Origin of the sequence: Pseudomonas sp. IzPS59, from assembly GCF_014863505.1 — a bacterium.
Taxonomy (GTDB): Bacteria; Pseudomonadota; Gammaproteobacteria; order Pseudomonadales; family Pseudomonadaceae; genus Aquipseudomonas; species Aquipseudomonas kribbensis.
Genome location: NZ_CP062251.1, coordinates 6,205,293 through 6,229,180 on the forward strand (window position 1 = coordinate 6,205,293; position 23,888 = coordinate 6,229,180).

The following is a 23,888-nucleotide window of genomic DNA, read 5'->3' on the forward strand; positions in this document are numbered from 1 at the left end:
TAGCTTTTTAAAGCTTCAACACCAATATAACCGCTGACACAAACAACTTACTCATCCTCGCTCATAATCAAATGAAACTCCTTTCCATCAAAATCGTAATACCGTGTACGATACTTATGCGAGACCTTATTACCATCAACCCCCAATTCTTTATTTTCAGTGACACCCATTATAACGATCAAACTACTATCTACATGATACTCAATATCAAAAGGCTTACCTGTTTCCTCATCTTCCCCCTTATAAGCATTTGGAAGGGTCTTGATAACTTCACCAATTTTCGCATCTATAACCTCCCCACAGATTGACGAGCCTCCACATCCGCCAGTATATACAATGTAATGACCAGCAAAATTTACAGATCCTTTTATTGCATCCTTCCTAATTCCATCCCATTGACTACCTGTATCCTTATTAACTAATGAATGAACGCTTCCTCCATACACATCCTTGATCATATATTGTGAAAACAAAGGCGGTTCAGCCAGCGCCGAAAAGCTGACTGCGCACAACAACATGAGCACCCTAGACAACATCTTAGTTAGCATTCTTTTTTGACTCCTCTAAAACTCGAACCATTTCATCAGGCTTAATATGAGCGACATTCAGGCCATCACCTTGATAATAAGACACCCCCTCGACCTCCGCAACTCGTTCAATCATTTGCCTTTTATGAGTTACCGGATCAAGAATTGCGTGACCAGCAGAATCTTTAAGATACGTAGGATTTATTCTTTTACCTCGACGCACACCTGCTGATGCAAACTCTTTCGCCCAAGCATAGATTGCATCCTCAACATCGCCGCTACCTTCCAGGTAGTTAATAATTGCCTTCCTTTTGATCCTTATAAGGTACTGATCGAATATTTTATCTTGCATAGCTTCGTCATATTTTTGCGACGTATCCAACTTCAGCTTATCCACTGCATCAGCCAAAGTCGAAGTAACTATCTGATATCTTCCCGTCGCAAACATTTCACTATTTTCTTGTTTTGCCTGGACCTCGGCTATGGTCAGCGACGTCAAGTTTGTATTGTAGTATGGCTGAACCTCATTACCCACAGTTCGATTGTAGGCGGTATAGTCATTACTTGACTCAACTTTTGCCAATAAGTTACCGAACGCACTATGGGCCCAACCAGCCAAGGCAGGTTTAAGAAGATGATTAGATATGAATTCAATAGGATGGAAGTGCCAAACAACGTCCGAGGCCATAGCTTGTATACTTACAAGCTCATCCCAAAACACATACTTATCAATACGTTCTTTTTCATGCTTAAGTGTTTTTGGAAATCCCTCTAGAAGCTTCTCTAGCTTGGCCCATTTCACTGCATCTGACTTTGACTTCCACTCCGTCGGATGATGCGCGACAAGCTTAGCCCACTGATCTCTGATTGCAGGGTCTCTCAAAGCGTCAGCAAGCTCAGATGCATCAACCTCCCCATCATGATTCTTATCTATCTTTGCAAAAATTTCTTTAAAAAATTTTGGCATATTTTCAGAGTCAAGAAATCCGTCAGCATCAGAATTAGTCTCTTCAACTATATGAAAACCTAATTTTTCCCAATCATGCTGTGTAATTACTTCCGTTCCTGCTTTCTTTACCAATCCGTTAACTTCTTGATCTCCATCGAACAATTTCACCTCATAATACTCTTCGCCCCCCTCCTTTATGACTGACGCTTTGCTCAGATCTATCACGCAATCCTTATTTAACTCCTTACTTTCTAGAGAAGGGGCTTTATTCTTCACTACAGTCTTAGATGGCAACCACAAGTACTTCCTACCAATCTTTAAAACGGCAGAATTTTCAAGAAATTTATTTACATCAGCTTCATCTGTGAAAATCTCAATATGGACTTGCCGCCTTCCACTTATTTCACCTTGTTCGCTAACAAGATTCTCGACTAAACCTAAATAGCCAACGGGGTCGCCTGCCTTAACGCCAGCACCAACTTTAATAACGTTGTCGAAATTAGTCGGTGTGAGATCCCACCGGACGAACTGGCTAGATGGATCATTCTCTACGATTGTCCAAAATGATGAGGGCGCGCTTCCAGTCGCTTGCCATACACCTCCGGATACCAAAGTGCATGGAGCCATACGGCGCAACACATTGCCGACCACTAGGTTCACAACCATAGTGCTGTCAAATTCAATTACACTGTTTACGGCTAATTCTAAATTTCCAGCAACACGAGGACCCGCGACTTTTTCGTTTACAGGTTCCGCTGGAGGCTGAAAGATCGGCAAGCGTCTAGTGGCTTGGGCTTTGACCTTTCCCTGCCAATAATTAGGCCTAGCCCTCTCAGGAATAGCGTCTCCTAACCAGATACGATTACCTTTGGAGTTCTTATATGGTTCACCGTCTTTCATGTAAGCAAACCAGATTTCGCGCCCTACGCCACGTACTTTGTGAGACCCGCTCTTTACACTGCCAGATAGAATCTTTCCTTTGGCGTACGTCAAGTTCCCAATATCTTTCTGGTCTATGATCTCCAGCTTCGTACCGCTTGCTACTTTACCTGGTGAAGGTGTCTGTGCTGATACAGGTGCCTCGTCGTAAGCCTTAAAATCTCCCACCTTCATTGTGACTTTCGGTGTCGGCTTCTCTTGGGTTGTTAGAGGATATCCCTGATAAGGCAGCAAATGCATGTATAGACTGTAAAAGTTAAGTTTGTTTTGTTTACCCTTATTCACCCCTTCCTCAGGATTGGGTGCGGATTTATATTCATGGCGCACAAGGCAAAATGAGTTCGAATACTTGAGTTTTTTTTCGCCGTCACCAAAAGTCGATTCCAAATAATCTTCATTTAGCCGATAAGCAACTACTTTACCATCAGCGACACAGCGAATCGGTTCATTCAACACACATTGTGGTATAGATATTTCGCTGATATGAATGCCGCCATGCCAAAATTTATTGCTGCCCAGCAGATAATGCCCTGACCGCTCGTTCGCTAAAGTTTTGTAAACCTCTTCTGCATCGGAAAACTGTTTCCCATCCGCTTGTCGGAATGGGTACTGAAAATTCATCAAAGGCGCAGGCCCTTGGGCAGCGACAGGAGCAGCCGCGGGTGTCGCAGCACTCTGTTGGCTCCACCAAACCTCAGGGCTTATCAGGTTGCCACTAGGACTTTTCATTTGATAGTGAACATGGCGAGGATATTGAGTTATACCATTCGGTCCTTTTCCTCCCATCGTTCCGATTTCGTCACCTGCCGCAACAGTCATCCCTTGGCTTACCGAATGGCTACTGGTGTGTAGAATTTCGTGACTGTTACCGTCCGCGTCTTTTATTTTTATCGTACCGTAATTACCACCGGTAAATGTGACTGTACCGGAGATTGGTGCATAAACTTTAGGATTCTGCAGATTGATGCCGTTCTGGCCACCTTCATAATTAAAATCAGTTCCTCCGTGAGGGCCGTTCGCACGTTGTTCGCCATAAACTCCCGTGATATGAGGTTGATGGCCATTAACTGGGGGCAGAACACGATGCATTACTTCACTGAAAGACATAAAACATCCTTTTAAATTTTGTCAAAGCGAGTAGTCTTGAATTTCTTCCAAAAACCAACAGCGCTCAAGTTTAAAAATATATAAAACCTGATAGTCAGTATCCGGCTTTTCAATTTTCACTTTCGCAGTCTTTTTGGCTTCTTCAAGAATCTCAATCTGAATTCCTTCCGATGCTCTTCTACTTGCATTAGGAACTAAAGGGAAGTTTATATCTTGCCTTTCTACTAAAACCACTTTCTGCTCTGGCTCTGGTTCGGCGTCTACCGTTATCATTTTCTTCAATGGATTGTGAGTAAATTCACGCTGGACGGCAGGGCTCTCCGTATAAGCAGCTAAAAAACTTGAGAATGTCTTCGATGGGCAGGACTCAATATCAGTACCACCTGCAGTTGCGCTATTCGAAAAAAATGCGACCGCAGATATAACTAACGCAAAGATAAGTTGATTCTGATTATTCATAATATAGATCCTTCAGCGTAATCATTGATCACTCAGAAAACACAAAAAAAGCCTTCGGCTTAACCTTCTCAGGCGGCGCATTCAACAACGCCTGATCCATCAAACTCCCCGCCTTATCCTTATCCGCCGCCCCCGGCAGCACCGGCGGTTTGATCCCGATACCAGTGCCTGCTCCCGGCGAACCGCCAGCATTAATCTTCACCACCGGCCCAACCACCGTCACACCACCGCCATCCAGCTTGATGAAACTGCCGCCGCCGAGAATCGTCAGCTCAGTCCCCGCCTCGATGACAATCTTGTCCCCAGCCTTGATATGAATCTCTTTCCCGGCACTGGTCAGTTGGGCCGTACCGAGCTTCACATGCTGGCTCTCACCAATAGTCAGGTGGTCGTCCATCCGCGCTTCGATCTTGCGGTCGCTGATGGTGGTGCGGTGTTCTTCAGCCTTCAGCTCGGTGTAGGTGTTCTTCACCACGGTGTCGTGGCGTTCATTCCCGACGCGGATCTTCTGGTCGTGTTCGACGTTTTCATCCCAGTCGCGCTGGGCGTGGATGAAGATTTGTTCGGCGCCTTTTTTGTCTTCGATGCGCAGTTCGTTGTAGCCACCGCCGCCCGGGGAGCTGAGGGTTTTGAAGACGGTTCGGGTTTTGTTCGCCGGGAGGGCGTAGGGCACCGGGTTTTCCTTGTGGTACAGGCAGCCGGTGACGAGGGGCTGGTCGGGGTCGCCTTCGAGGAAGGTGACGAGGACTTCCATGCCGATGCGCGGGATGGAGATGGCGCCGTAGCGGTCGCCGGCCCAGGAGCTGGAGACGCGTAGCCAGCAGCTGGTTTTGTCGTCGGCCTGGCCTTCGCGGTCCCAGTGGAATTGCACCTTGATGCGGCCGTATTGGTCGCAGTGGATTTCTTCGCCTTTGGGGCCGGTGACCATGGCGGTCTGGCTGCCGAGCACGCGGGGTTTCGGGTGTTCAAGGGCCGGGCGGTAGAACACGTCCCACGGGGTGGCGAGAAAGCGGTTGCGGTAGCCCTGGTGGAAGTCGTCCTTGTTGTCGGTGGTGTCGCTGGTCACCGATTCTTCGAGGACTTGCGGCTGTTTGCCTTCGTGGAAGATTTCGGTGAGCAGCCACAGGTCGTTCCACTCGCTGCGCGGGTGGTCGGACATTTCCATGAAGTGGCCGCTGACCAGTCGGGTCTGGTCGCCACGACCCTCGGCCTGACGGTAGTCGGCGCGATGGCGTTCGAGGGCACGCTGGCTGAGGAACTTGCCGCGCGCGCGGTCGATGAAGCGGCCGGGGTAGTCGTAGTCTTCCAGATCCGGTTCGGTGCTCTCGCCGTCCGGTTTGTAGGCTGCTTCCATTTGCAGGCGCGGCTTTTCGAAATCGTAGTCGCGGCGGGTGGTGCGGCTGGTACGGGTTTCCAGGCGCAGTCTGAAGCCTTTGATCACCGGTTCTTCGGCGACCATGCCGCTGCCCTGCACATACGCGGTGGGCTGGCCGAGGTTCGGGAACACGGTCTGGTCATCGCCGAACACCAGCAGATGGCCTTTCTTGCTGTGCTGGAAGTGGTAGTGAATGCCTTCCTCTTCGCACAGGCGCTGGACGAAGTGCAGGTCGGTTTCGTCGTACTGCACGCAGTAGTCGCGATCCGGGCACGGCTGGCTGAGCTGGAAACTGTAGGCGTTGCCCTGGATGCCGTGCTCGTCGAGGATCAGCGCGATGATTTTCGGCGCCGACATCTGCTGGTAGATGCGCTGGTTAGTGCGGTGATGCAGGTATTGCAGCTGCGGCACCAGCGAAACCTTGTAGCGGGTCAGGCGCTTGCCGGCATCACCCTGGGCGACGCGGTAGATCTGGCCGTGGATGCCCGAGCCTTGTGGGTCGAGGGCGAGGAAGGCCTGTTTGTGCAGGAGTTTTTCCAGGTCCAGATCCGGGTTTTCGCTGACCAGTTCCAGGTCGAAACGGAACGGCTGGCTGATGCCTTCAGTGCCGGTGAACGACAGGACTTGCAGGTCGCCCACGTAGTCTTCGACCGTCAGGCTGAAGTGCGTTTCGTTAGCTGGGTTGAACATAGTGTGCTCCCTGTTCGAATGTCATCCGTTACGCCCTCAGCCGCAAACGCTGCAACCAGGACGAAGTGGCGCCCAAGGCGTCACGCAATTGGTCGGCAGAAATGTTGCGCTCTGCCGCGTCAAAGGCCAGCGCGGTGCGCAGCGCTGGCCAACAGTGTGTCGGCAGATTTGCCGGGGCTTGCAGTTCGCGATCCAGGTGTTCGTCACGGGCCTGGGTCGAGGGCAAGCGGCGGAACGGGTGTTTGCCGCTCGCCAGTTCATAGATCACGCAGGCCACGCCGTACACGTCTGCGCTGGCCGACAGCGGTTGGCCCTCGAGCAGTTCGGGAGCGGCGTAGCCCGGGGTCCAGGCGTTGAAGCGCTCGCGGCTCAGGTGTGGCAGGCCGGGCAGGATGCCCTCCTCGGCTTGCCCGAGACCGAAGTCGAACAGGCGCACGCCGTCTTCGCAGAGCATGACGTTGCTCGGTTTCATGTCACCGTGCAGCACGCCTCGACGGTTGGCGTAGGCCAGCGCGTCGAGCAGCGGCAGCGCGATGTCGCGCAGTTCTTTCCACGGCAGGCCCAGCGGCCGCTCACAGAGCAGTTTGTCCAGGGTCAGGCCACGCATGAGTTCCATGGTGATGAAGGCCCGCTGGCAATCGGTGTCCACTTCGAACGTGTGCGGTCGCAGCACGTTGTCGTGGCGCAGGCGTCGGGTCAGGGCGAACTCGCTGTAGAGCAAGGCACTGGCGTCCGGCGACTCGGCAAATTCTTCGCTGAGGATTTTCAGCGCAATGTAAGGATCGGGATCGCCGAACTGTTCGTGCAACAGATCCCGGGCCCGGTAAACAGCACCCATGCCGCCGGCCCCGAGCAGGCGCTCGAGGTGATAGCGGCCGGCGAGTACGTCCGGCAGTGCACCGATGCTGGCCTTGGTTGGCGCCAGCAAAGGCTCTGCCTTGTTTTCCTTGGCGAAGGCGAAGTAGGTCAGGTTGTTGGCCTGCTCTTCGCTCATCAGCAAGTCGTCGACTGAGGATTCGAGTTCAGTCATTGGCGGATCACCACGGCAGTCAGATTGTCCCGGGCGGCGCCACGCAGGGCACCGTCGAACAGACGTTCCAGCGCCACGTGTGGCGCCGCCAAGCTGAGCGCATTGCCGAGGGCATCGCTGCTCAGGCCTTGATACAAACCATCGCTGCACAGCAGGAACACATCGCCCGGATACACCTCGAGTTCCAGCACATCCAGGGTCAGTTGTTCCGCCGCGCCCACCGCCCGGGTCAACGCCTGGGCCGCCGGGTGCGCCGCTGCCTGTTCGACGCTCATCTGTTGCTCGTCGATCAATTGCTGCTGCAGCGAATGGTCCTTGGACAGCTGATACAAGCGCTGCCCGCGCCACATGTAGCAACGGCTGTCGCCGGCCCAGATGCAGGCCGCGCGATTGCCTTCCACCAGCAGCGCCACGACGGTGCTGCCCATGATGCTGTCGTGACGCCCGGCGGTGACGGTCAACTCCTGCCCCAGGCGCCGGTTCAGCCAGTGCAGACACTGGCGGATGGCTTTGAGGCGTTCGTCGAAGTCTTCGTGCTGCGGCAATTCAGCCAGGCTGGCGACGATCAACTGGCTGGCGATGTCGCCACCCTGATGACCGCCCATACCGTCCGCGACCACCCACAGCCCATGCTGCGGGGTGTCGAGGAAGGCATCTTCGTTGCGCGACCGCACCTTGCCCGGGTCGGTTCGCGCCGCGCTGCGCCAGGGACTGGCCACCAGCATCAGAGCTGCACCGGCATACGGAAGGTGCGCATCACGCCCATGTCGAACGGATTCGGCGTGCGCTGGCTGGTCAGCAGGTAGTTGGCGCGCAGGCCACCCACGTCGGCTTTCAGCACCAGCACGTCGCGACCGGTCAGGTACTCGGTCTGCATCAGGTCGAACAGACGGAACAGCGACCACGGGCCGGAGTTCTTCTCGATGCCGATCGGGCGCCCGGCCATCTTGTCCATGACCAGGCTGGTGCGACCGTCTTCAGCATCGGTTGGCCACTTGAAGTTCATCGGCAGGATCGGACCGTGGCGGTACTCCATGGTCTTGTCGCCGAACTTGAACTCGGAACGGCTGACCGCCGGATCGAGGGTGTACGGCTCCAGCTTGAACTGCACGGTCGGCTCGGCCGGGTTGATCGAGAAGAAGCTCTGGCGGATGTTCAGTGCAGCCGCCATCTGGTCGAGGAAGACCTTGGACACCGGCAGGCTGCGACCGTCGATGCTGCGCATCCGGTAGTTGCCCGGATCACCGCTGACGAATGGACGCATGTAGCTGTCGAAGAAGCGGTCGATGGTGCCTTGAGCCCGGAAGAACTCGCGGAAGTCGCTGATCGCCACGTCGCTGGTGCTCGATGCGCTGAACGGGTAACGCTGGTTGATGGTCTTGCCATACACGCTGTACAGCTCGCTCTGATAACGACCGTTCAGGTATTGGTAGGCATCGTTGAGCACCAGGCGCCACGAGTCTTCGGCCAGCACGTTGAACCACACGCTCAGCGGACGCGGCAGACGACCCGACGCATTGCGCAGGTTGGTCAGCGCATCACGCTGGCCGCTCATGCGGGTCTTGGCCAGTTCGAACGCGGCCTGCTCCGGCGTGCTGGAACGGGCGAGGCCCGCCAGTTGCAGTTGCAGGTCGTTGAGTGCAGTGAAGGCCGGGGTCAGGTCAGCGGCCGGGCCGTTGTTGTCGTCGAGCAGTTTATGCAGCGGCTCGAAGCGACGTTGCAGGGCCTTCTTGGCGGTGTCCGGCAGGTTCTTCGCCACGTTCATGGCCGCTGCCTTGTCCGTCAACGCCGAAGCGAGCTTGCCGACCTTGCCCAGTTTGCCCTTCTGCCCCGCCAGTGCATCGGCGGCGTCACCGGCTTCATCCACCGGCTCAGGAGCCGCCGGGAAGCGGGTGTTTTCGCGCACTTCGGTCAGCAGCGCCAGCACCGGCGAGTTGGCCGAGGTCAGGCCCGCCAGTTGCTCGGCGCCTTCACCGGCATCGCTGATCGGCGGCAGCGCCACCTGGCCAACGGCCTCGCTCCAGTAGTTGGCGTAGTCGCGGAAGTACAGTTGCTCCAGCTCGACCATCAGGCGACGCAGATCCATGTCGCTGATGCCCGCGCCTTCGCCCAGTACCCAGTTGTCACGCAGGATGTCGGTGACCAGCGCCGACCCCTGTACCGAAAAATACTGCTGATAACCGGTCTGGGTGTAGAAGCCCGGGATCACGTATTCGGTGCCGATGAACAACGAACCTTGCGGGCCGAGGTGCTGGCTGAAACGGTAGTCCGGCAGGTTGCGCGCCTGTTCGCGGAGCATGCGGTAAACCACAGCCGCCAAAGATTCACTGCGCAGAACCTGACGCGCCTGCGTCACCAGTTGCTCGTTGAGCGGGTAGATAAACGGCAGCTTCAGCAGACGCTCAAGGTGCGCGTTCAAACCGTTCTGCACCGCAGTGTTGCCGGTGTAGCGCTGGGACCAGTCGGTAGCGACCCAATCCTTGAGCCATGCCGCATCGCGACGGTCCTTCATGTTCAGCATCAGGTACGCGCGCAGGCTGTTGATCAGCTTTTCGCGGTCCTTCATGTTGGCGCGGATCTGGCCTTCAAGCATGGTGGCGACGCGCGGCAGCAGTTGCTTTTCAAGCTCGCGCTCGTAGGCTTCCTTGACCACCGGATTGACGTCCTGGCCCTGATACAGACCGACGCGTTCGTGGTACGCAGCGTCGCCCTTCTTCGGGAACACCTGGGTCGCGGCGTAGCTGGTGTCGAGGGTTTTCAGCGTGCCCATGGCGTCATCGCGCGGCGACAGTGCCGTGCGCTGCTGCGTCCAGTTCTGCGCCAGGTTGCGCAGGTTTTCCAGACGCTCCCAGTTGGCCGAGAAACCACCGGCCCAAAGCATGCCGAACAGCGCCAGCGCACCCAGTGCACCGACGTACAACGCACGCTGGCCCCAATGAATGCGGCTGCGCTCGCGCTTGTCCAGACCGGCCAGATCGGCCTCGGGGAAAATCACCCGGCTGAGCAAGTGGTGGATGAATCGCGAACGACCGCTGCGCAGCGTCGGCAGCACGCCGGCGCTCATGCCCAGGCTGGCGCCGATGCCGGCGGTGGTCGAGTCCATTTCGTGGGTCAGGTGCGGTGCGCTGGTCAGGTAGAAACCACGCAGTTGCGTCGCACGCTGGTAGCGGTTGCCGGTGAACGCCATGTCGACGAACAGGCACAGACGCTCGCCGATCTGCCCCATCTGGTGCGGAAAGTCGAGGATGCGGCCACGGCGCTGGGTGTCGCGCTCGGAGTGCATGCGCATGATCACCTGGCTGTTGAGGCGACGCAGCAGCTCTTCGAACTCGCCGCGCAGCACAGCCACGTCGGTGCCGACCTGATCCTTGCGGAAACTGGTACCCAGCACCTGATCGCTTTCTTCGCGGGTCAGTTGGTCGAAGAATTCGTCGAAGCCCAGCAGCTTGTCAGCCTTGCTCAGCACCAGATACACCGGCACGTCGACGTGCAGCTTCTGATACACGTCTTGCAGACGCGCGCGCACCTGGCGGGCCAGAGTGTCGATGTCCTGCTCGCTGCCACCGGTCAGGGTTTCTACCGGAATGGTCACCAGCACGCCGTTCAGCGGACGACCGCGACGACGCTTGCGCAGCAGTTCCAGCAGAGTGGTCCAGGCGCTGCCGTCGACTTCCGAATCCGGTTGGGTCAGGTAGCGGCCGGCGGTGTCGATCAGCACACCGTGGTCGGCGAAGTACCAGTCGCAATGACGGGTGCCGTGGGTGTCGCGGGTCAGCTTGCGGTCGATCTTGTTGATCGGGAATTCCAGCCCCGAGAAGTCCAGCAGGCTGGTCTTGCCGCTGGCCTGCGGGCCGATCAGCAAGTACCACGGCAAGTCACTGCGCCAGCGCTCGCTGCGGCCGCGATACAGGCTCGAAGTCTTGAGGGTTTTCAGGGCGTCCTTGAAACGCTCCTTCAACTCTTTCTGCTCTTCTTCGATCAGGTCGTCGCGACGGATACGGTCCTGGCCGTCTTCGGTTTCTTCGACGGCTTTCTTGCGGATACCCGCGCGCCAGCTGACGAAGACCATGGTCAGACCCCAGATCAGGAACAGCACGGCGATGGTCAGCAAGCGCGAGGTCGAACTCTCCCAGAACTTGTAGTCATCCACCGCCAACAGCGGGCCGACGAACCACACCAGCAGCGCCACGAACAGCACCAGCAGCAAGGTCCAGACCCAGGTCTGGCGCAGGAAGGCGCCGACTTTCTTGAAAAACTTTTTCATCACACGTCCCTGTTTACGGCTGCGACTGCGGCTGGACCGCGGCCGGATCAAGCGGCTGATAAGGTTGCAGAACGGTGTCGCGCTGCTCGCCCAAGACCCAGGCGAAGCCCGAATACATCATCACCAGGCAGACGAAGGTGAACAGCACCACCATCCACGCCGGCACGATGCGCACCAGGTTGCGGCGCTGATCGTTGAGGCCTTCCCACTGCGGCGACAATTCGCGCGGCACGTCGCCGCGCAACTGACGGATCTGCCGGTACAGGGCGTCGCGGATGCCTTCGAGCTCCAGCATGCCGCGGGCCTGCACGCGGTACTTGCCCTCGAAACCGAGGGACAGGCACAGGTACATCAGCTCCAGCATCGGCAGGTGCTTGACCGGGTTTTTCGACAGCCGATCGAGCAGCTGGAAGAACTTCTCGCCGCCGAAGGTTTCGTTGTGGAAGCTGCTGAGCAGGCTCATCTGCGACCACTCGCTTTCGTTGCCCCACGGCGTGGTCACGACGGCTTCGTCGACCACGGTGCAGAGCACGTAACGGGCGGCCATCACCTGGCTGCTTTCGGCGCCGTTGTGCAGGGCGCGCACTTCAAACAGCTTGAGCCCGGCGGTCAGGCGCTCGTTGAGCGCGTAGAGGTCTTCGCGGGTTTCACTGTGCTTGAGGCGCACCACTTCCGACAGCAGTTCGGACGACGCCGCCACCAGCGAATTGAGACTGATGTTGAAGGCTTCCGCCGGGCGCAGGCGCGCGGCGTAGATCATCCGTTCTTCCAGTTGTTCGAAGCGCGGCGGCGCAGCGAAGTCGGTCAGCGGACTCGCCGCCGGGCCATGGCCCTGACGGTCGAGCAGGACGGTTTTGTCGTCCTGGTTGTGTTCCATGTCCTTGATCATGTCGGTCAGTTCCTGATGGCCCAGAATTTCAGTTCAAGCTCGGCGAATTCGCCGGACACGTGGAACGCGAAGCCGCCGGAGCGCTCGAGTTGCGCCAGGTCTTCGGAACTGAGTTCGAGGATGAAATAGGTTTTGTTGGAGTGGAACGCGATCTGCCGCGGGGCCACCGGCAACGGTTTGACCTTGATCCCCGGCAGGTGCAGGTTGACCAGTTGGCGGATGCGCTCCACCGGGCCGACCTTGAGGTGCGCAGGCAAGCGGTTGCGCAGTTCTTCGGAGTCGCAGTTGGCACTGGCTGCCAGCACGAACGACGCCGAGCCCAGCAGTTTGTGGTCGTGCAGCGGCGACACGATGATCCCGTACTGACGCGCCTGCAGGATCAGTTCGATGGCGTGCTGTTCCAGCACCATCGACAGCACCTGACGGATCGACTCCATCAGTTTGCGGAAGCTCGCACCCTGGTCGGCGTGGGAGTAACGGCTGTCCAGTCGCGGGCGTTTGCTGTCGCTGGAGAAGGTCGCCAGATCGCCGAGCATGGTCAGCAGCGTGCGGTACAACTCTTCCGGGTGAACCTGTTCCAGGCCCAGGTAGTGGCGCAGCAGCAGCTCGGTGCGGTTGATCAGTTGCAGCATCATGAAGTCGCCGATCTCCGCGCCGCCGACCTTGCCATTCGAACGAATGCGCTCGGCAATGGTGTCGCCACGGTGGCCGAGCATGCTGATCACTTCTTTCAGGCACGACAGCAGGTAGCTGGAGGCGTGGGCCTGAATGTAGGTCGGCACGAAGTCCGGATCGAGGCTGATCACGCCGTCCGGCGTGGTGTCGAGCACGTCGCAGATCTTCAGCTTCACGTAGGCCTGGTCGCTCTGCTGCTCGCCGAGCAACAGCTTGAAGTCCGGGCGACCGCATTTGACCTGGCTCGCCGAATCGTCGCCGGCGTTGGAGTCGGCCACTTCGGTTTCATAAGCGGTGTAGCGCGCCAGCACGTCGGACTGCTCCGGGCGGCGGGCCTCGATGTGGTTGCCGGTGACCAGCGGCAGCGCCAGGTAAATCGGCGTATTGCCGGTGTTCGGCGGAATGTCCAGGGCCAGCGGTTCGGTGTTGCCGCCGAGTTCGAACAGGCTGCCGTCCGGCAGGATCCCCGAGGCTTCACTGATTACCAGTTTGCCCATGTTGAGGAACTGCAAGTCGATCTCCAGATTCAGGAAACCCCAGGTGTAACCACCCAGCAACTGGGTGCGGGTCTTCATCTGGTGATCGTAGTAGCGGTCGTTGTGCTGGAAGTGCTGCGGACGCAGCAGCATGCCTTCCTGCCAGATGACTTTATGGGTATTCATGATCAGTCATCCGCCTTGGCGAGCACTTCGTTGGTCTTGCGGATACCTGCCTGATCCAGGGTCAGATCGGCTTCGGTGACTTCCAGCGGCGTGATCGGGAACGTGTGGCGCCACTTGGTTTCCGGCAGGTCGCGGTACGCGGCGAGGATGCCGATGTAGCGGCTGCCCTCCTCCACGCTGAGTTTCAGTTCCACGGTTTCACCCGGGCGCAGTTCGAGTTCTTCGCTGGCCACCAGATCCGGGTTGAGGGATTCCTTGGCGCGCTCGTAGAGGCTGAAGAAATCGGCGTTCTCGAAGGTCACCGGGTGCTTGAGTTCGAACAGGCGCACTACGATCGGCGACGGACGACCGTTGAGGTCCGGGTTCAGCTGATCGCTGCCGGTCAGCTTCAGGTTGATCTTGGTCACTTTCGAATACGGCGACAGCGACGAGCATCCGGCGAGCAGCACCAACAGGGTGAGCGCGGTCAGCGTCTTGAAAAAAGCGGTCGAGCGGCGAGACATGCGCATCATCCTTGGTGGTCGGTGTGGAGGGTGGAGATCAGGCGGATCTGTTCTTCGTAGGCCTGGGCGAAGTCACGGGCCAGCAGACGCTCGCTCCAGTCGTCGTCCTGACGCAGCGCGTGGTGGTAGCGGTTGAACGCTCTCCAGCGGCCACCGGAAGTGGCGAGCAACGGCTTGTTGTCGCGCTCGAAACGCAGGGTCAACTGCTCCGGCGAGAAGTGTTCCAGGGTGCCGCGCACCGCCGCACGGCTGGCGGTCAGCAGCGCCACCTGATGCGCCTGCAAGTCGCGGAACGCACGGGAGATCGCCTGCTCTGCCGGCAAGTGCCCCGGCTTGTGCGGCTGCAACAGGATGTCCAGCGCTTCGCTCGGATCGACGGCGAACTTCAGCGGGTTTTTGTTGGTGCCTTGCACGGTGGTCTGGGCCAGACGCAGCTCGTTCTTAAGCTCCGAACGGGTGCGCAGGCTCTGTTGCAGACCGCCGATGCTCTGGCGCAGCAGGCGTGCGGCGTTGACCGCCAGCGCCTCGCGTTCGTCATGGCTCAGGCCTTTCAGATCGACACCCAGTGCCGCACCGAAGTGATCCCAGAAACCCTGTGGCTGACGCTCGACTTCTTTCGGAGCCGGCGCAGGTTCTGGCTTGGGCTCGACGATCAGCTCCGGCACCATCAGGCTTTCCATGTCGATGCGCGCATAGTCGGCGCGCTGACGGGAGTCTTCCGGGTCGGTGGTCGGCGCGAGCATTTCCTCGAATTCCGAGTACACGCGCTCTTGCTGCTCCAGCGATTTCAGCGGGTCGAGGTCGAGGAACGCGTCATCCGGAATGATGGTGCCGGCGGCCCGTGGCAGGCCCGCTTCACCGTCGAACGTTGCCGGGTCGCGCACCAGTCGCGCACGAATCTCGAAGTCGCCCAGCACGTAGGTGCTGCCGTGCTCGATGCGCACCGGTTCGCCCTTGTGCAGACGTGCGCCGCTGTCGCCGTCCTGAACACCGTTGCTGCTGGTGTCGGTCAGGAAGAACGTGCCCTCGCGATAACTCACGATGGCGTGGTGGTTGGACAAGTGACGCTTGCGGTCAGGGATGATCCAGTCGCAGTCCTCGCCCCGCCCGATCACGCCGCCGGCCTGTTTGAAGGTCCGCTGGCACAGCTCGGTGGGCACGAACTGCTTGGTGTTCAGCATTTCGAAAACCAATTCCATGTTTGATGCTCCTTGCGGTCACTTGCCGCGATTGACCGCCTGCGGATCACCCAATGGGCGGTAATCGTTATCGTTGAATTTGTAATTGCCGCTACAGCCGCCGAGGCCGCATAGAACGACGAGGGTCAGCAGGACAGCGTGCCAGTGACGAACAGACATCAGAGGGTCTCCAGGTGTAGACAAAGCACAAAGCGCCGACCCTTTCGGGCGGCGCTGATAGAAGCGGACGAGGTGAAACCGACGGACTTTTGCCTACCCATCGAAGTCACCCAGATTGATGTTCAAGCGGCCGAGCCGGTACAGCAGCGTGCGCCGGGGCAGGCCCAGTTCGCGGGCCGCGAGCGTCTGGTTGCCGTCGTTCTTGCGCAGGCAATCGAGCAGCAACGTGCGCTCGACTTTCTCCAGGCGTTCGCGCAGGTTCAGGCTGCTGTCGTCCTCCAGCATCGGCTCCATGCGCAGGGCAAAATGCTCGGCCAGCAGCTCGCCGCCTTCGCACAACAACACGGCACGCTCGACCAGCGCCTTGAGTTCACGGACGTTGCCGGGAAAGGTGTAACCGGACAGGTGCTCGAGCGCCGAATCGGACCAGCGCACCGGGTCCCGCTGCAAATAGGCGCAGGCCTTCTCGGCGAAATGTTTCGCCAGATCGAGGATGTCGCCTTCGCGTTGACGCAGGGCCGGCAGAACGATCGGGAATTGCGCGAGGCGGTAATACAGGTCCTCGCGGAATTTGCCTTCGCTGACCAGCACCGACAGATCGCGGTGCGTCGCAGCAATGATGCGCACGTCGATCTTGTGGGTGTCGTTGGAGCCCAGCGGGCGGATCTCGCCTTCCTGCAACACGCGCAGCAGTTTCGATTGCAGCGACAGCGGCATGTCGCCGATTTCATCGAGCAACAGCGTGCCGCCATTGGCCGCGTCGAACAGCCCGGCGCGGTCGCGGTCGGCGCCGGTGAACGCACCTTTGCGGTAGCCGAACAGCTCGCTTTCCAGCAGGTTTTCCGGGAACGCCGCGCAGTTCTGCACGATGAACGCCTGGGAGCGACGCGGCCCGCAATCGTGGATCGCGCGGGCCACCACTTCCTTGCCGGTGCCGGTCTCGCCGCGCAGCAGCACGGTGTACGGGCTGTGCAGAACCTTGCTGATCAGCGAATAGGTCTGGCGCATGGCCGCGCTTTTGCCGATCAGGCCGTAACCGCTGATGCTCGGCACGCTGCGAACCGCCGGCGCAACGGTATCTACCGGTTGACGCAGGCGTTGCAGCAGATGCAACTGGCCGAGCACGAACGAGCCGAGCTGACCGAGGGAATCGGCGAAGCCTTGCAGATTGGTGTGACGACGGCTGGCGCACAGCAACAGACCCTCGACGGCCTTCTGCTGATTGACCAGTGGCACACACAACAGCGATTGCCACGGCGTGGCCGACGCCGGCAGGAAACTGGTTTCGTGCAGGCTGCCGCCCAGGTCGTCGAGGCATACCACGCGGTTCTGGCACAGGGCGAACTGCAGCAACTGCTCGCCGTTGTAGTCCGCCGGCAGGCTCGCCGCGCCGCGTGGTTGCAGCAAGCCGTCGAGGCACTCGGCGTTCATCCCCAGGCACGTGTGGGTGGCATCGAGCAGATACAGTTGCGCCAATTCGCAGCCACTCAACCCGGCCACGCCGCGCACGAAGTCACCCAGCAGCGCAGCACCGTCCGCCGAGCGCGACAGGCTGGCGAACTGCGCCAGCAACGCTTCGGCATAGAGCAGTGGCTGCGGCACTTGAGTGAACATCACACTCACCTCAGGCGAACTCGCAGGTCACGCTGGCTTCACCATCGAGCGTCGCATGCACACGCTTGAGGCTTTCACCGGTGGCCATGGCGTCGAGCAAGCGGTCGGCCACCAGCGGCAGCACGTGCTGGTCGAGCAAGTGGTCGATCAGGCGCGCACCGCTTTCGCTCTGGGTGCAGCGCTCGGACAGGTGATCGACGAGGTTCTGGCACCAGCTGAAGTCCAGCTGGCGACGGTTCAGGCGCTCGCCCAGACGACCGAGTTTGATCTCGATCAGCTCGCGCAGCACCGGGCCGCCCACCGGGTAGTACGGCACCACTTTCATCCGCGCCAGCAGCGCCGGTTTGAAGTGTTTGCTGAGCACCGGGCGAATGGTTTCTTCCAGTACTTCGGCGGTTGGCCGCGCGCCGTCTTCGCAGAGGTCGCTGATCTTGTCGCTGCCCAGGTTCGAGGTCATCAGGATCAGCGTGTTGCGGAAGTCGATCTCGCGCCCTTCACCATCGTTGGCCACGCCTTTGTCGAAGATTTGGTAGAACAGGTTGAGCACGTCCGGATCAGCCTTCTCGACTTCATCGAGCAGCACCACCGAGTACGGCTTCTGGCGCACCGCTTCGGTGAGCATGCCGCCCTCGCCGTAACCGACGTAACCTGGCGGTGCACCGATCAGGCGGGAAACGGTGTGCTTCTCCTGGAACTCGGACATGTTGATGGTGGTGATGAAACGGTCGCCGCCGTACAGCAGATCGGCGAGCGCCAGTGCGGTTTCGGTCTTGCCTACGCCGCTCGGGCCCACCAGCAGGAACACGCCGACCGGCGCATCAGGCTTGTTCAGGCCGGCTGCGGTGGCGCGCATCGAGCGATCCAGCGCGTGCACGGCTTGTTCCTGACCACGGATGCGGGTGCGCAGGTCGGTGGCGAAGCTTGCGACCTTGGCGTTGTGCTCGCGGGCCAGTTGCGCCAGCGGCACGCCGGTCCAGGCGCTGATCACTTCGGCCACCAGACGCGGGCAGACTTCGAAGCTGACCAGACGCTCCTTGACCTGAGCGGCGGTCAGGGCGCTGTGGGTTTCGTTGAGTTGGGCTTCCAGCGCTTCGACGCTTTGGCCTTCTTCAACTTCAGCAGCAACGGTTTCAATCACCGTGCCTTCGGCGTCTTCTTCAACAGTCACTGTCGGCTCTACCGCCGCAGCTTCACGGGCCTTGGCCAGTTGCTGACGCAGTTCCAGCAGACGCTCGGCCAGTTGTTTCTGCTCGGTCCACAGGGTTTCCAGTGCGACCATTTCGGTTTCGGCTTCGTCCAGACGCGCTTCCAGTGCATCCAGCGCTTCGTGGTCGATCAGCAGACCGGCTTCGGCATCGCGACGGAGGGCCTGACGCTGACGGCCACCTTCAGCCAGTTCACCACGCAGGCGCTCCAGGCTTTCCGGGGCAGCGGCGAGGCTGATGCGTACGCGGGCACAGGCGGTGTCGAGCACATCGACGGCCTTGTCCGGCAGTTGCCGGCCGGCCAGGTAACGGGCGGACAGCTCGGCTGCCGAGACCACCGCGTCATCGCGCAGGTAGATGCCGTGGCTCTTCTCGTAGACCTGAGCCAGACCACGGAGGATGGTCACCGCTTCGCTCACGGTCGGTTCGTGCAATTGAACCGGCTGGAAACGACGGGCCAGCGCCGGGTCTTTCTCGAAGTATTTCTTGTACTCGGCCCAGGTGGTGGCGGCGATGGTGCGCAGTTCGCCACGGGCCAGCGCCGGTTTCAGCAGGTTGGCCGCATCGGAACCGCCGGCATTGCCACCCGCGCCGATCAGGGTGTGGGCTTCGTCGATGAACAGGATGATCGGCTTCGGCGAGGCTTTGACCTCGTCGATCACGCCTTTCAGACGACGCTCGAATTCACCTTTGACGCTGGCGCCGGCCTGCAACAGGCCCATGTCCAGTGACAGCAGTTCAACGCCTTTCAAGACCTGCGGCACTTCACCGGCGGCGATGCGCGAGGCCAGGCCTTCGACGATGGCGGTTTTACCGACGCCGGCCTCACCGACCACGATCGGGTTGTTCTTGCGGCGACGGGCGAGGATGTCGACCATCTGGCGGATCGCGCCATCGCGGCACAGCACCGGGTCGAGTTTGCCGTCGCGGGCCTGCTGGGTCAGGTTGTGAGTGAAACGCTCCAGCAGCGATTCGCCCTGGGCGGCCGGTTTGCCATTGGCCGCTGCTTGAGGCTGCTGCGACAAAGCAAATTCTTTCAGGCGATCAATGTTCAGTTTGGCAAGCAACGGCTGGTAGCGGCTGCCGGCGTAGCGCATCGGGTTGCGCAGCAGCGCGAGGATCAGCGCCGCGTCCTCGACCGAGGTCTGGCCCAGTTCAAGGTTGGCCACCAGCAGCGCGTCTTGCAGCCACTGCACCAGCTCCGGGGCGAACACCGGGTTGCGCGAAGCGCTGTGCTCGACCCGCGATTGCAGCGCGGCGCTCAGCTCACCAGCGTCAACGTCGGCATCCTGCAACGCGCGGGAGAGCAGACCGTTCGGGCGCTCCAGCAGGCCGAGCATCAGGTCTTCGACCAGAATCTTGCTGCCGCCACGGGCGACGCAGCGCTCGGCCGAACGCTCCAGATCGCGACGGGTTTCGGCGTCCAGCGCCTGGATGAGTTGTTGCAGGTCTACGTTGATCATGGCTCACGTCCTTAATGAATTTTGCTGCCCAGGGTCACCACGCCGTCTGCTTTTTCGCAGCCCAGCCAACTGGTCCAACCCAGGCGACAGTCGTTCTTCTCGCCAATGCGCAGTTCGCGGATTTCTTCCGGGCGCAGCACCAGGCGAATGTCGTAATCGAGCGGGTCACGCAAGGTGAACCGCACCAACGCGCAGAGCGGCTGGTAACCGAAACCGATGGGCAGGAATTCGTGGAATCGCTCCCAGTCGAGTTCGGTGATGTGAATGCGGAACTTGCCGCTGCGATCGCGCACGTGTTCGCCCAGCACCAGGTCTTCCCCCAGCACGCTGTTGGCGAAGCCGAGGCGGTTGCGCTGTTCTTCGAGGATTTCCACGCGGCGCTCGATGCACTGCTCGATGACCAGGTCTTCGTGCTTGAAGTAGTAACGCAGCACCGCTTCGATCAGCGCCGCCGAGTGCGCCCGCAGGCTGAGCAGGCCGAGGTACGGCAGCAGGCGTTTCCAGTTCAGTTCCTTGGCCCGGCGAATCTCGTCGCCACCGAGGCCGATCAGCGCAAACAGCTGCGACGAAAACGGGTCGACCGCGCCGCTCTGGAAGCTGGCGCGGTAACGGTATTTGCGCCAGATCGGCAGCATCAGCCGTTGCAGGCGATGGTGGAACAGATCGAGGAAATTGCGCGTCGGGTTGCCGTCTTCGCTGTCGCCCAGGGCTTGTTCGCCGTAGAACGCCGGCAGCGGCGAACCGGAACCGACCAGGCCGATCAGGTTGAAGCGCAGGCGCGCGCGCATCTGCCCGTGCTCTTCGAAAAACTCCACGCGATCGACATCGCTGCGCGGAAATCCGAGGCTCGGGTTGGCCTGGAACTCCACCTGGTCGTACAGATCCTCTTCGCTCAGGTACGGGTGCGCCTCGCGCAGCCGGTCGATCACCAGCAGCACGGCCTGAAACAGCGAGTACTCGCGTATTACCTTCGTCAGCCCGCTTAAAGCAGGGGCTGCAGGCCCATACGTGGTGTCCATTGGTACACCTCTCCCTGTGTGCTTTTTACTCGCAGCTCGTGGAATGAATTGAGACTGGCGTAAAGCGCGAAAAACTCGTTGAGAACCGAGGCGAAGACGAACAGGTCGCCCTCACCGATATACCCTTCCGGGTCGATGGTCAGTTCGGTGCGCAGACCGCGCACCGGCAAGCCACGGTGCAGCCGGTCGACGTGGTGATGCTTGATCAGTTTCAGACCGCCGAGCAGGCGCTTGCTGACCTTCTCCGCGTGCTGGTCGTAGTAGCGCGGCAGGTCGTAGGTTTCGAGAATCACCTTCAACGCATTGACGTCGGCCAGCGACAGATAGTTGAGCGACATGTTGCTGATCAGCTTCCACAGGAAGTCACGGTTCAGCGGCGGCGCGAAACTGGAAGTGGCCGGGGTGATGTTGCGGAAACTCAGGAACTCCGGGGTCTCTTCGCAGGCCATGCAGATCTGCCCGAGCTTGAGCTTGCGCGGCAGGTTCTGGTTGGTGCAGACCAGCTCGATCGACAGGGTTTCGTGGGCTTCGGTGTGGCGGATGCCGAAGCTCAGGTAGGTGTCGAGACCGTCATGCAGCAGCGACGAACGCTGGCGGATGCTGTAATGCGGACGGCTGTTGGGCACGTCGAAACTCGGGTCGTGCTCGAAGGATTCGAACGGCACGTACTCCTGATAACCGAGGCCGCCGGGCTTCCAGCCGGTCACGGTTTCCACCGAGAACACGCCGCAGTTTTCCAGATCGAATTCCGCCGGCAACAGCAGGTATTCGTCCTGTTTGCCGTCGAGGCGGATCGGCAGCGCGTCGTGCTTGAACAGGTTGACGATCGGCGTGCAGAACAGCTTCACGTTATCCGTCGTCGGACGCATGCGCATGATGCCGCTCTTGCGGATGTCGAAGCGCAATTCCAGGCCGCGCATCTGCTTGAGGGTGTCTTCCGGCAGCGCCTTGAGAATGTCCAGGCCGTGGACATCGACGAACAGGAACTTGTCCTGGAAGGCGAAGTATTCCTGCAGGTAGCGGTAGCCCCGGAAGGTGTTCAGCGGATACGGGATCAACGCTTCTTCTTCGGCAAAGCCCACTGGCTTGACCCGGTCGCCCGGAATCTTGAACGCCATCGGCTTGCCGCTCACGCCGTCGATTGGCTTGCCGGCGCCGTCGAGGGGGATCAGTTCGATACCGTCGAGGTTGCGCAGCAGGCTCAGGTAGAGCATCTGGCTGATGTAGCGCTCGCCGGCAAAGTGCAGGCGCAGCTTGCTCAGCTCCAGTTCGCCGAGGTGACCGTCGGCACTCATCTCCAGGCGCAGGCTGAGCAACGAGCCGTCGCCCTTCACCGAGTAGTTCAGCGCGGCCAGATCCAGCGCCATGACTTCGGTCGGGTAGCAGGTGCGGAAGCGGCAACGCACGTCTTCGATGGGCACGCTTTCAATCGGCGTATCCCGCTCGACCTTCAGCGCCGGCCCCGAACGCTTGAGCGGATCGAACTGCAGAATGCTGAACGCCGGCAGCGGGCGCATGTAGTTCGGCCACAGCAACTGCATCAGGGAATGGCTGAGCTCCGGCAACTCGTCATCGAGCTTCTGGCGCAGCCGCCCGGTCAGAAACGCAAAGCCTTCCAGCAACCGCTCCACATCCGGATCCCGCCCGGCCTGCCCCAGGAACGGCGCCAACGCCGGACTACGCTCGGCGAAACGGCGGCCCAGTTGGCGCAGTGCGGTGAGTTCGCTTTGGTAGTAGTGGTTAAAGGACACGGGTTACCTGCCTGGTAGTGGAACTCATCAAAAAAATATCCTGTAGAGCGCGACCGTCAGACCGGCACAGAAGTAACCGGCAATCAGGAGGTACGGCACGAGCAGAATCCAGCCGTAGGCCATGAAAGCACTGTCGAACGGCCCGGCGACCAGACTGCACACGCCATAAAGCATCCAGGGCACCGCGTAGAAAGGGATGAACTTCAACGGTGCCAGCCAGACCATTCGTACCGCCTGTTGCTCACTTCGGCTCTTCGCGGTCCGCGATACCCAGAGCGCAAACAACAACAGCCCGGGCATACCGAACCACAACAGATACACCCAGTGGGTCTCGGACGAATCGAAGGTCGAATATTCGCCAATCCATAGGCCATAGGATGAAAACGCCAGCGTGACCAGCAATGGCGCCCACAAGGCGCCCATGAAGAAACTGAGTTGCGCGCGACTGAGCAGGGGCATCTCGTTCGATACACCTGTGACGGGCAAGCCCTCATCCTCGAAAACACGCGCATCCCTTGCGTCATGATGCGCACCGTGTGCTTTCTGTATGAGAGAGTTTCTGGCGATCAGGCGCATTCCGGCACCCACCAGTCTTCGTAGCCTTGCGCGCCGGGATACAGCACTGTCGAGCCGTTGAACTCGGGAGCAACCGCTAAAACTTCAGTCACCCGAAAATTCCATTCCGAGGACTCGAGCAGTGCGCCGTCCTTGGTGTACACCCGAAAAAAGTACCCGCTGCTGAACAGCCCAAATACTTGTCCGATCAATCCCAGCTTGTGATAACCGGGTGTGTATGTGACGAGATAGCACTCGCCCGACTCGCTCGACTGTCGCGTCAAGGCCTGCGCCGTTACGCCACCGAAAATCTTCAACCCAAGCGCGACGATGCATATGGACACACCGATCAGCGCCGAAGCCAGCAATAGACGCGGCATTGCTCGACGGTTGTGAGCCTTCAGCGGTTGCAGTGCCGCGTGCTTGCGCCAGCGGGTGTAAGCCGTGTGGATGGCGTTGGTCAGCAGGATGGCGCAAACCGTCAAGCCACCTGTTAGCGCGCTATAGGCCAAGCCACGAATGGGGTACTGCGGCAGCAGATAAAACAGAATCGCCAGCATCATCAAAACCACCAGGCCAAACTGGATGGCTTGACGCTGGATGAAGACCAGAACCAGATTCAGGGAAACGAAAAAATAGAAAATCAGATACATCGCCATGCCGATGGCGACGCCGCGCGAGGTCAACCCACCGACCAGCTGTTTATAAGCGGGAACGGCATAGCCATTCATGACGATATAAATCGCACAGGCCAGCGAGTGCACGGCCAGACCGATGGCGTGCCGGCTATTCATGTGCAATTCCGGCCATGGCTTTATCGGCACTCTGGAATGAAGACGTGCCTTCAGCCCCCA

At 59.4% G+C, this 23,888-nt stretch carries 18 protein-coding genes; all 18 read right to left on the reverse strand.

Features of this window, described 5'->3' with window-relative positions:
* Positions 1 to 47 precede the first annotated feature (47 nt).
* The 18 genes from IF189_RS28030 to IF189_RS28950 all read right to left on the reverse strand — a co-directional run bounded on the left by IF189_RS28030 (position 48) and on the right by IF189_RS28950 (position 23,828).
* Entirely contained in the window at positions 48 to 548 is a 501-nt protein-coding gene (locus tag IF189_RS28030; RefSeq protein ID WP_192552586.1) for a hypothetical protein, read from the reverse strand.
* Positions 538 to 3,522 carry a peptidoglycan DD-metalloendopeptidase family protein gene (locus IF189_RS28035; RefSeq protein ID WP_225739930.1) on the reverse strand — a complete coding sequence of 995 codons (2,985 nt, stop codon included), beginning with the start codon at positions 3,520 to 3,522 and terminating at the stop codon, positions 538 to 540. The genes IF189_RS28030 and IF189_RS28035 overlap by 11 nt, the downstream gene beginning before the upstream one ends.
* A gap of 21 nt (positions 3,523 to 3,543) precedes the next feature.
* Positions 3,544 to 3,981 (reverse strand): hypothetical protein, encoded by a 438-nt coding sequence (locus IF189_RS28040; protein ID WP_192552587.1) that lies wholly within the window; start codon positions 3,979 to 3,981, stop codon positions 3,544 to 3,546.
* A 28-nt stretch (positions 3,982 to 4,009) separates the two neighbouring features.
* Positions 4,010 to 6,046 (reverse strand): type VI secretion system tip protein VgrG, encoded by a 2,037-nt coding sequence (locus IF189_RS28045; RefSeq protein ID WP_192552588.1) that lies wholly within the window; start codon positions 6,044 to 6,046, stop codon positions 4,010 to 4,012.
* 28 nt (positions 6,047 to 6,074) lie between these two features.
* Positions 6,075 to 7,076 (reverse strand): serine/threonine-protein kinase, encoded by a 1,002-nt coding sequence (locus IF189_RS28050; protein WP_192552589.1) that lies wholly within the window; start codon positions 7,074 to 7,076, stop codon positions 6,075 to 6,077.
* Positions 7,073 to 7,801: a PP2C family protein-serine/threonine phosphatase gene (locus tag IF189_RS28055; protein ID WP_039765158.1), complete on the reverse strand. Its 729-nt coding sequence runs from the start codon at positions 7,799 to 7,801 to the stop codon at positions 7,073 to 7,075. The genes IF189_RS28050 and IF189_RS28055 overlap by 4 nt, the downstream gene beginning before the upstream one ends.
* Entirely contained in the window at positions 7,801 to 11,340 is a 3,540-nt protein-coding gene (gene tssM / locus IF189_RS28060) for a type VI secretion system membrane subunit TssM (protein ID WP_192552590.1), read from the reverse strand. The genes IF189_RS28055 and tssM overlap by 1 nt, the downstream gene beginning before the upstream one ends.
* A 13-nt stretch (positions 11,341 to 11,353) precedes the next feature.
* Positions 11,354 to 12,229 carry a type IVB secretion system protein IcmH/DotU gene (gene icmH / locus IF189_RS28065; protein ID WP_007954389.1) on the reverse strand — a complete coding sequence of 292 codons (876 nt, stop codon included), beginning with the start codon at positions 12,227 to 12,229 and terminating at the stop codon, positions 11,354 to 11,356.
* A 5-nt stretch (positions 12,230 to 12,234) separates the two neighbouring features.
* Complete coding sequence (gene tssK, locus IF189_RS28070) at positions 12,235 to 13,566, reverse strand: type VI secretion system baseplate subunit TssK (RefSeq protein ID WP_085708838.1); 1,332 nt, start codon at positions 13,564 to 13,566, stop codon at positions 12,235 to 12,237.
* A 2-nt stretch (positions 13,567 to 13,568) separates the two neighbouring features.
* A complete protein-coding gene (gene tssJ / locus IF189_RS28075) occupies positions 13,569 to 14,069 on the reverse strand; it encodes a type VI secretion system lipoprotein TssJ (protein WP_085731356.1) in 501 nt (166 codons plus the stop codon).
* A gap of 5 nt (positions 14,070 to 14,074) precedes the next feature.
* Positions 14,075 to 15,268 (reverse strand): type VI secretion system-associated FHA domain protein TagH, encoded by a 1,194-nt coding sequence (gene tagH / locus IF189_RS28080; protein WP_085708836.1) that lies wholly within the window; start codon positions 15,266 to 15,268, stop codon positions 14,075 to 14,077.
* A gap of 18 nt (positions 15,269 to 15,286) precedes the next feature.
* On the reverse strand, positions 15,287 to 15,427 hold the full coding sequence (locus tag IF189_RS28085) for a hypothetical protein (RefSeq protein ID WP_003229566.1): 141 nt from the start codon (positions 15,425 to 15,427) through the stop codon (positions 15,287 to 15,289).
* 93 nt (positions 15,428 to 15,520) lie between these two features.
* A complete protein-coding gene (locus IF189_RS28090; protein ID WP_192552591.1) occupies positions 15,521 to 17,041 on the reverse strand; it encodes a sigma-54 interaction domain-containing protein in 1,521 nt (506 codons plus the stop codon).
* A gap of 10 nt (positions 17,042 to 17,051) precedes the next feature.
* Positions 17,052 to 19,709 carry a type VI secretion system ATPase TssH gene (tssH, locus tag IF189_RS28095; protein ID WP_134828527.1) on the reverse strand — a complete coding sequence of 886 codons (2,658 nt, stop codon included), beginning with the start codon at positions 19,707 to 19,709 and terminating at the stop codon, positions 17,052 to 17,054.
* 11 nt (positions 19,710 to 19,720) lie between these two features.
* The gene (gene tssG, locus IF189_RS28100) at positions 19,721 to 20,728 is read right to left on the reverse strand and encodes a type VI secretion system baseplate subunit TssG (RefSeq protein ID WP_085708833.1); all 1,008 of its coding nucleotides are present in this window, start codon (positions 20,726 to 20,728) and stop codon (positions 19,721 to 19,723) included.
* Positions 20,692 to 22,479, reverse strand: a complete 1,788-nt coding sequence (gene tssF, locus IF189_RS28105) for a type VI secretion system baseplate subunit TssF (protein ID WP_007954380.1) — start codon at positions 22,477 to 22,479, stop codon at positions 20,692 to 20,694. The genes tssG and tssF overlap by 37 nt, the downstream gene beginning before the upstream one ends.
* Positions 22,480 to 22,506: 27 nt before the next feature.
* Positions 22,507 to 22,938 (reverse strand): hypothetical protein, encoded by a 432-nt coding sequence (locus tag IF189_RS28110; protein WP_134828678.1) that lies wholly within the window; start codon positions 22,936 to 22,938, stop codon positions 22,507 to 22,509.
* A gap of 107 nt (positions 22,939 to 23,045) precedes the next feature.
* The gene (locus IF189_RS28950) at positions 23,046 to 23,828 is read right to left on the reverse strand and encodes a hypothetical protein (RefSeq protein ID WP_225739931.1); all 783 of its coding nucleotides are present in this window, start codon (positions 23,826 to 23,828) and stop codon (positions 23,046 to 23,048) included.
* Positions 23,829 to 23,888 lie beyond the last annotated feature (60 nt).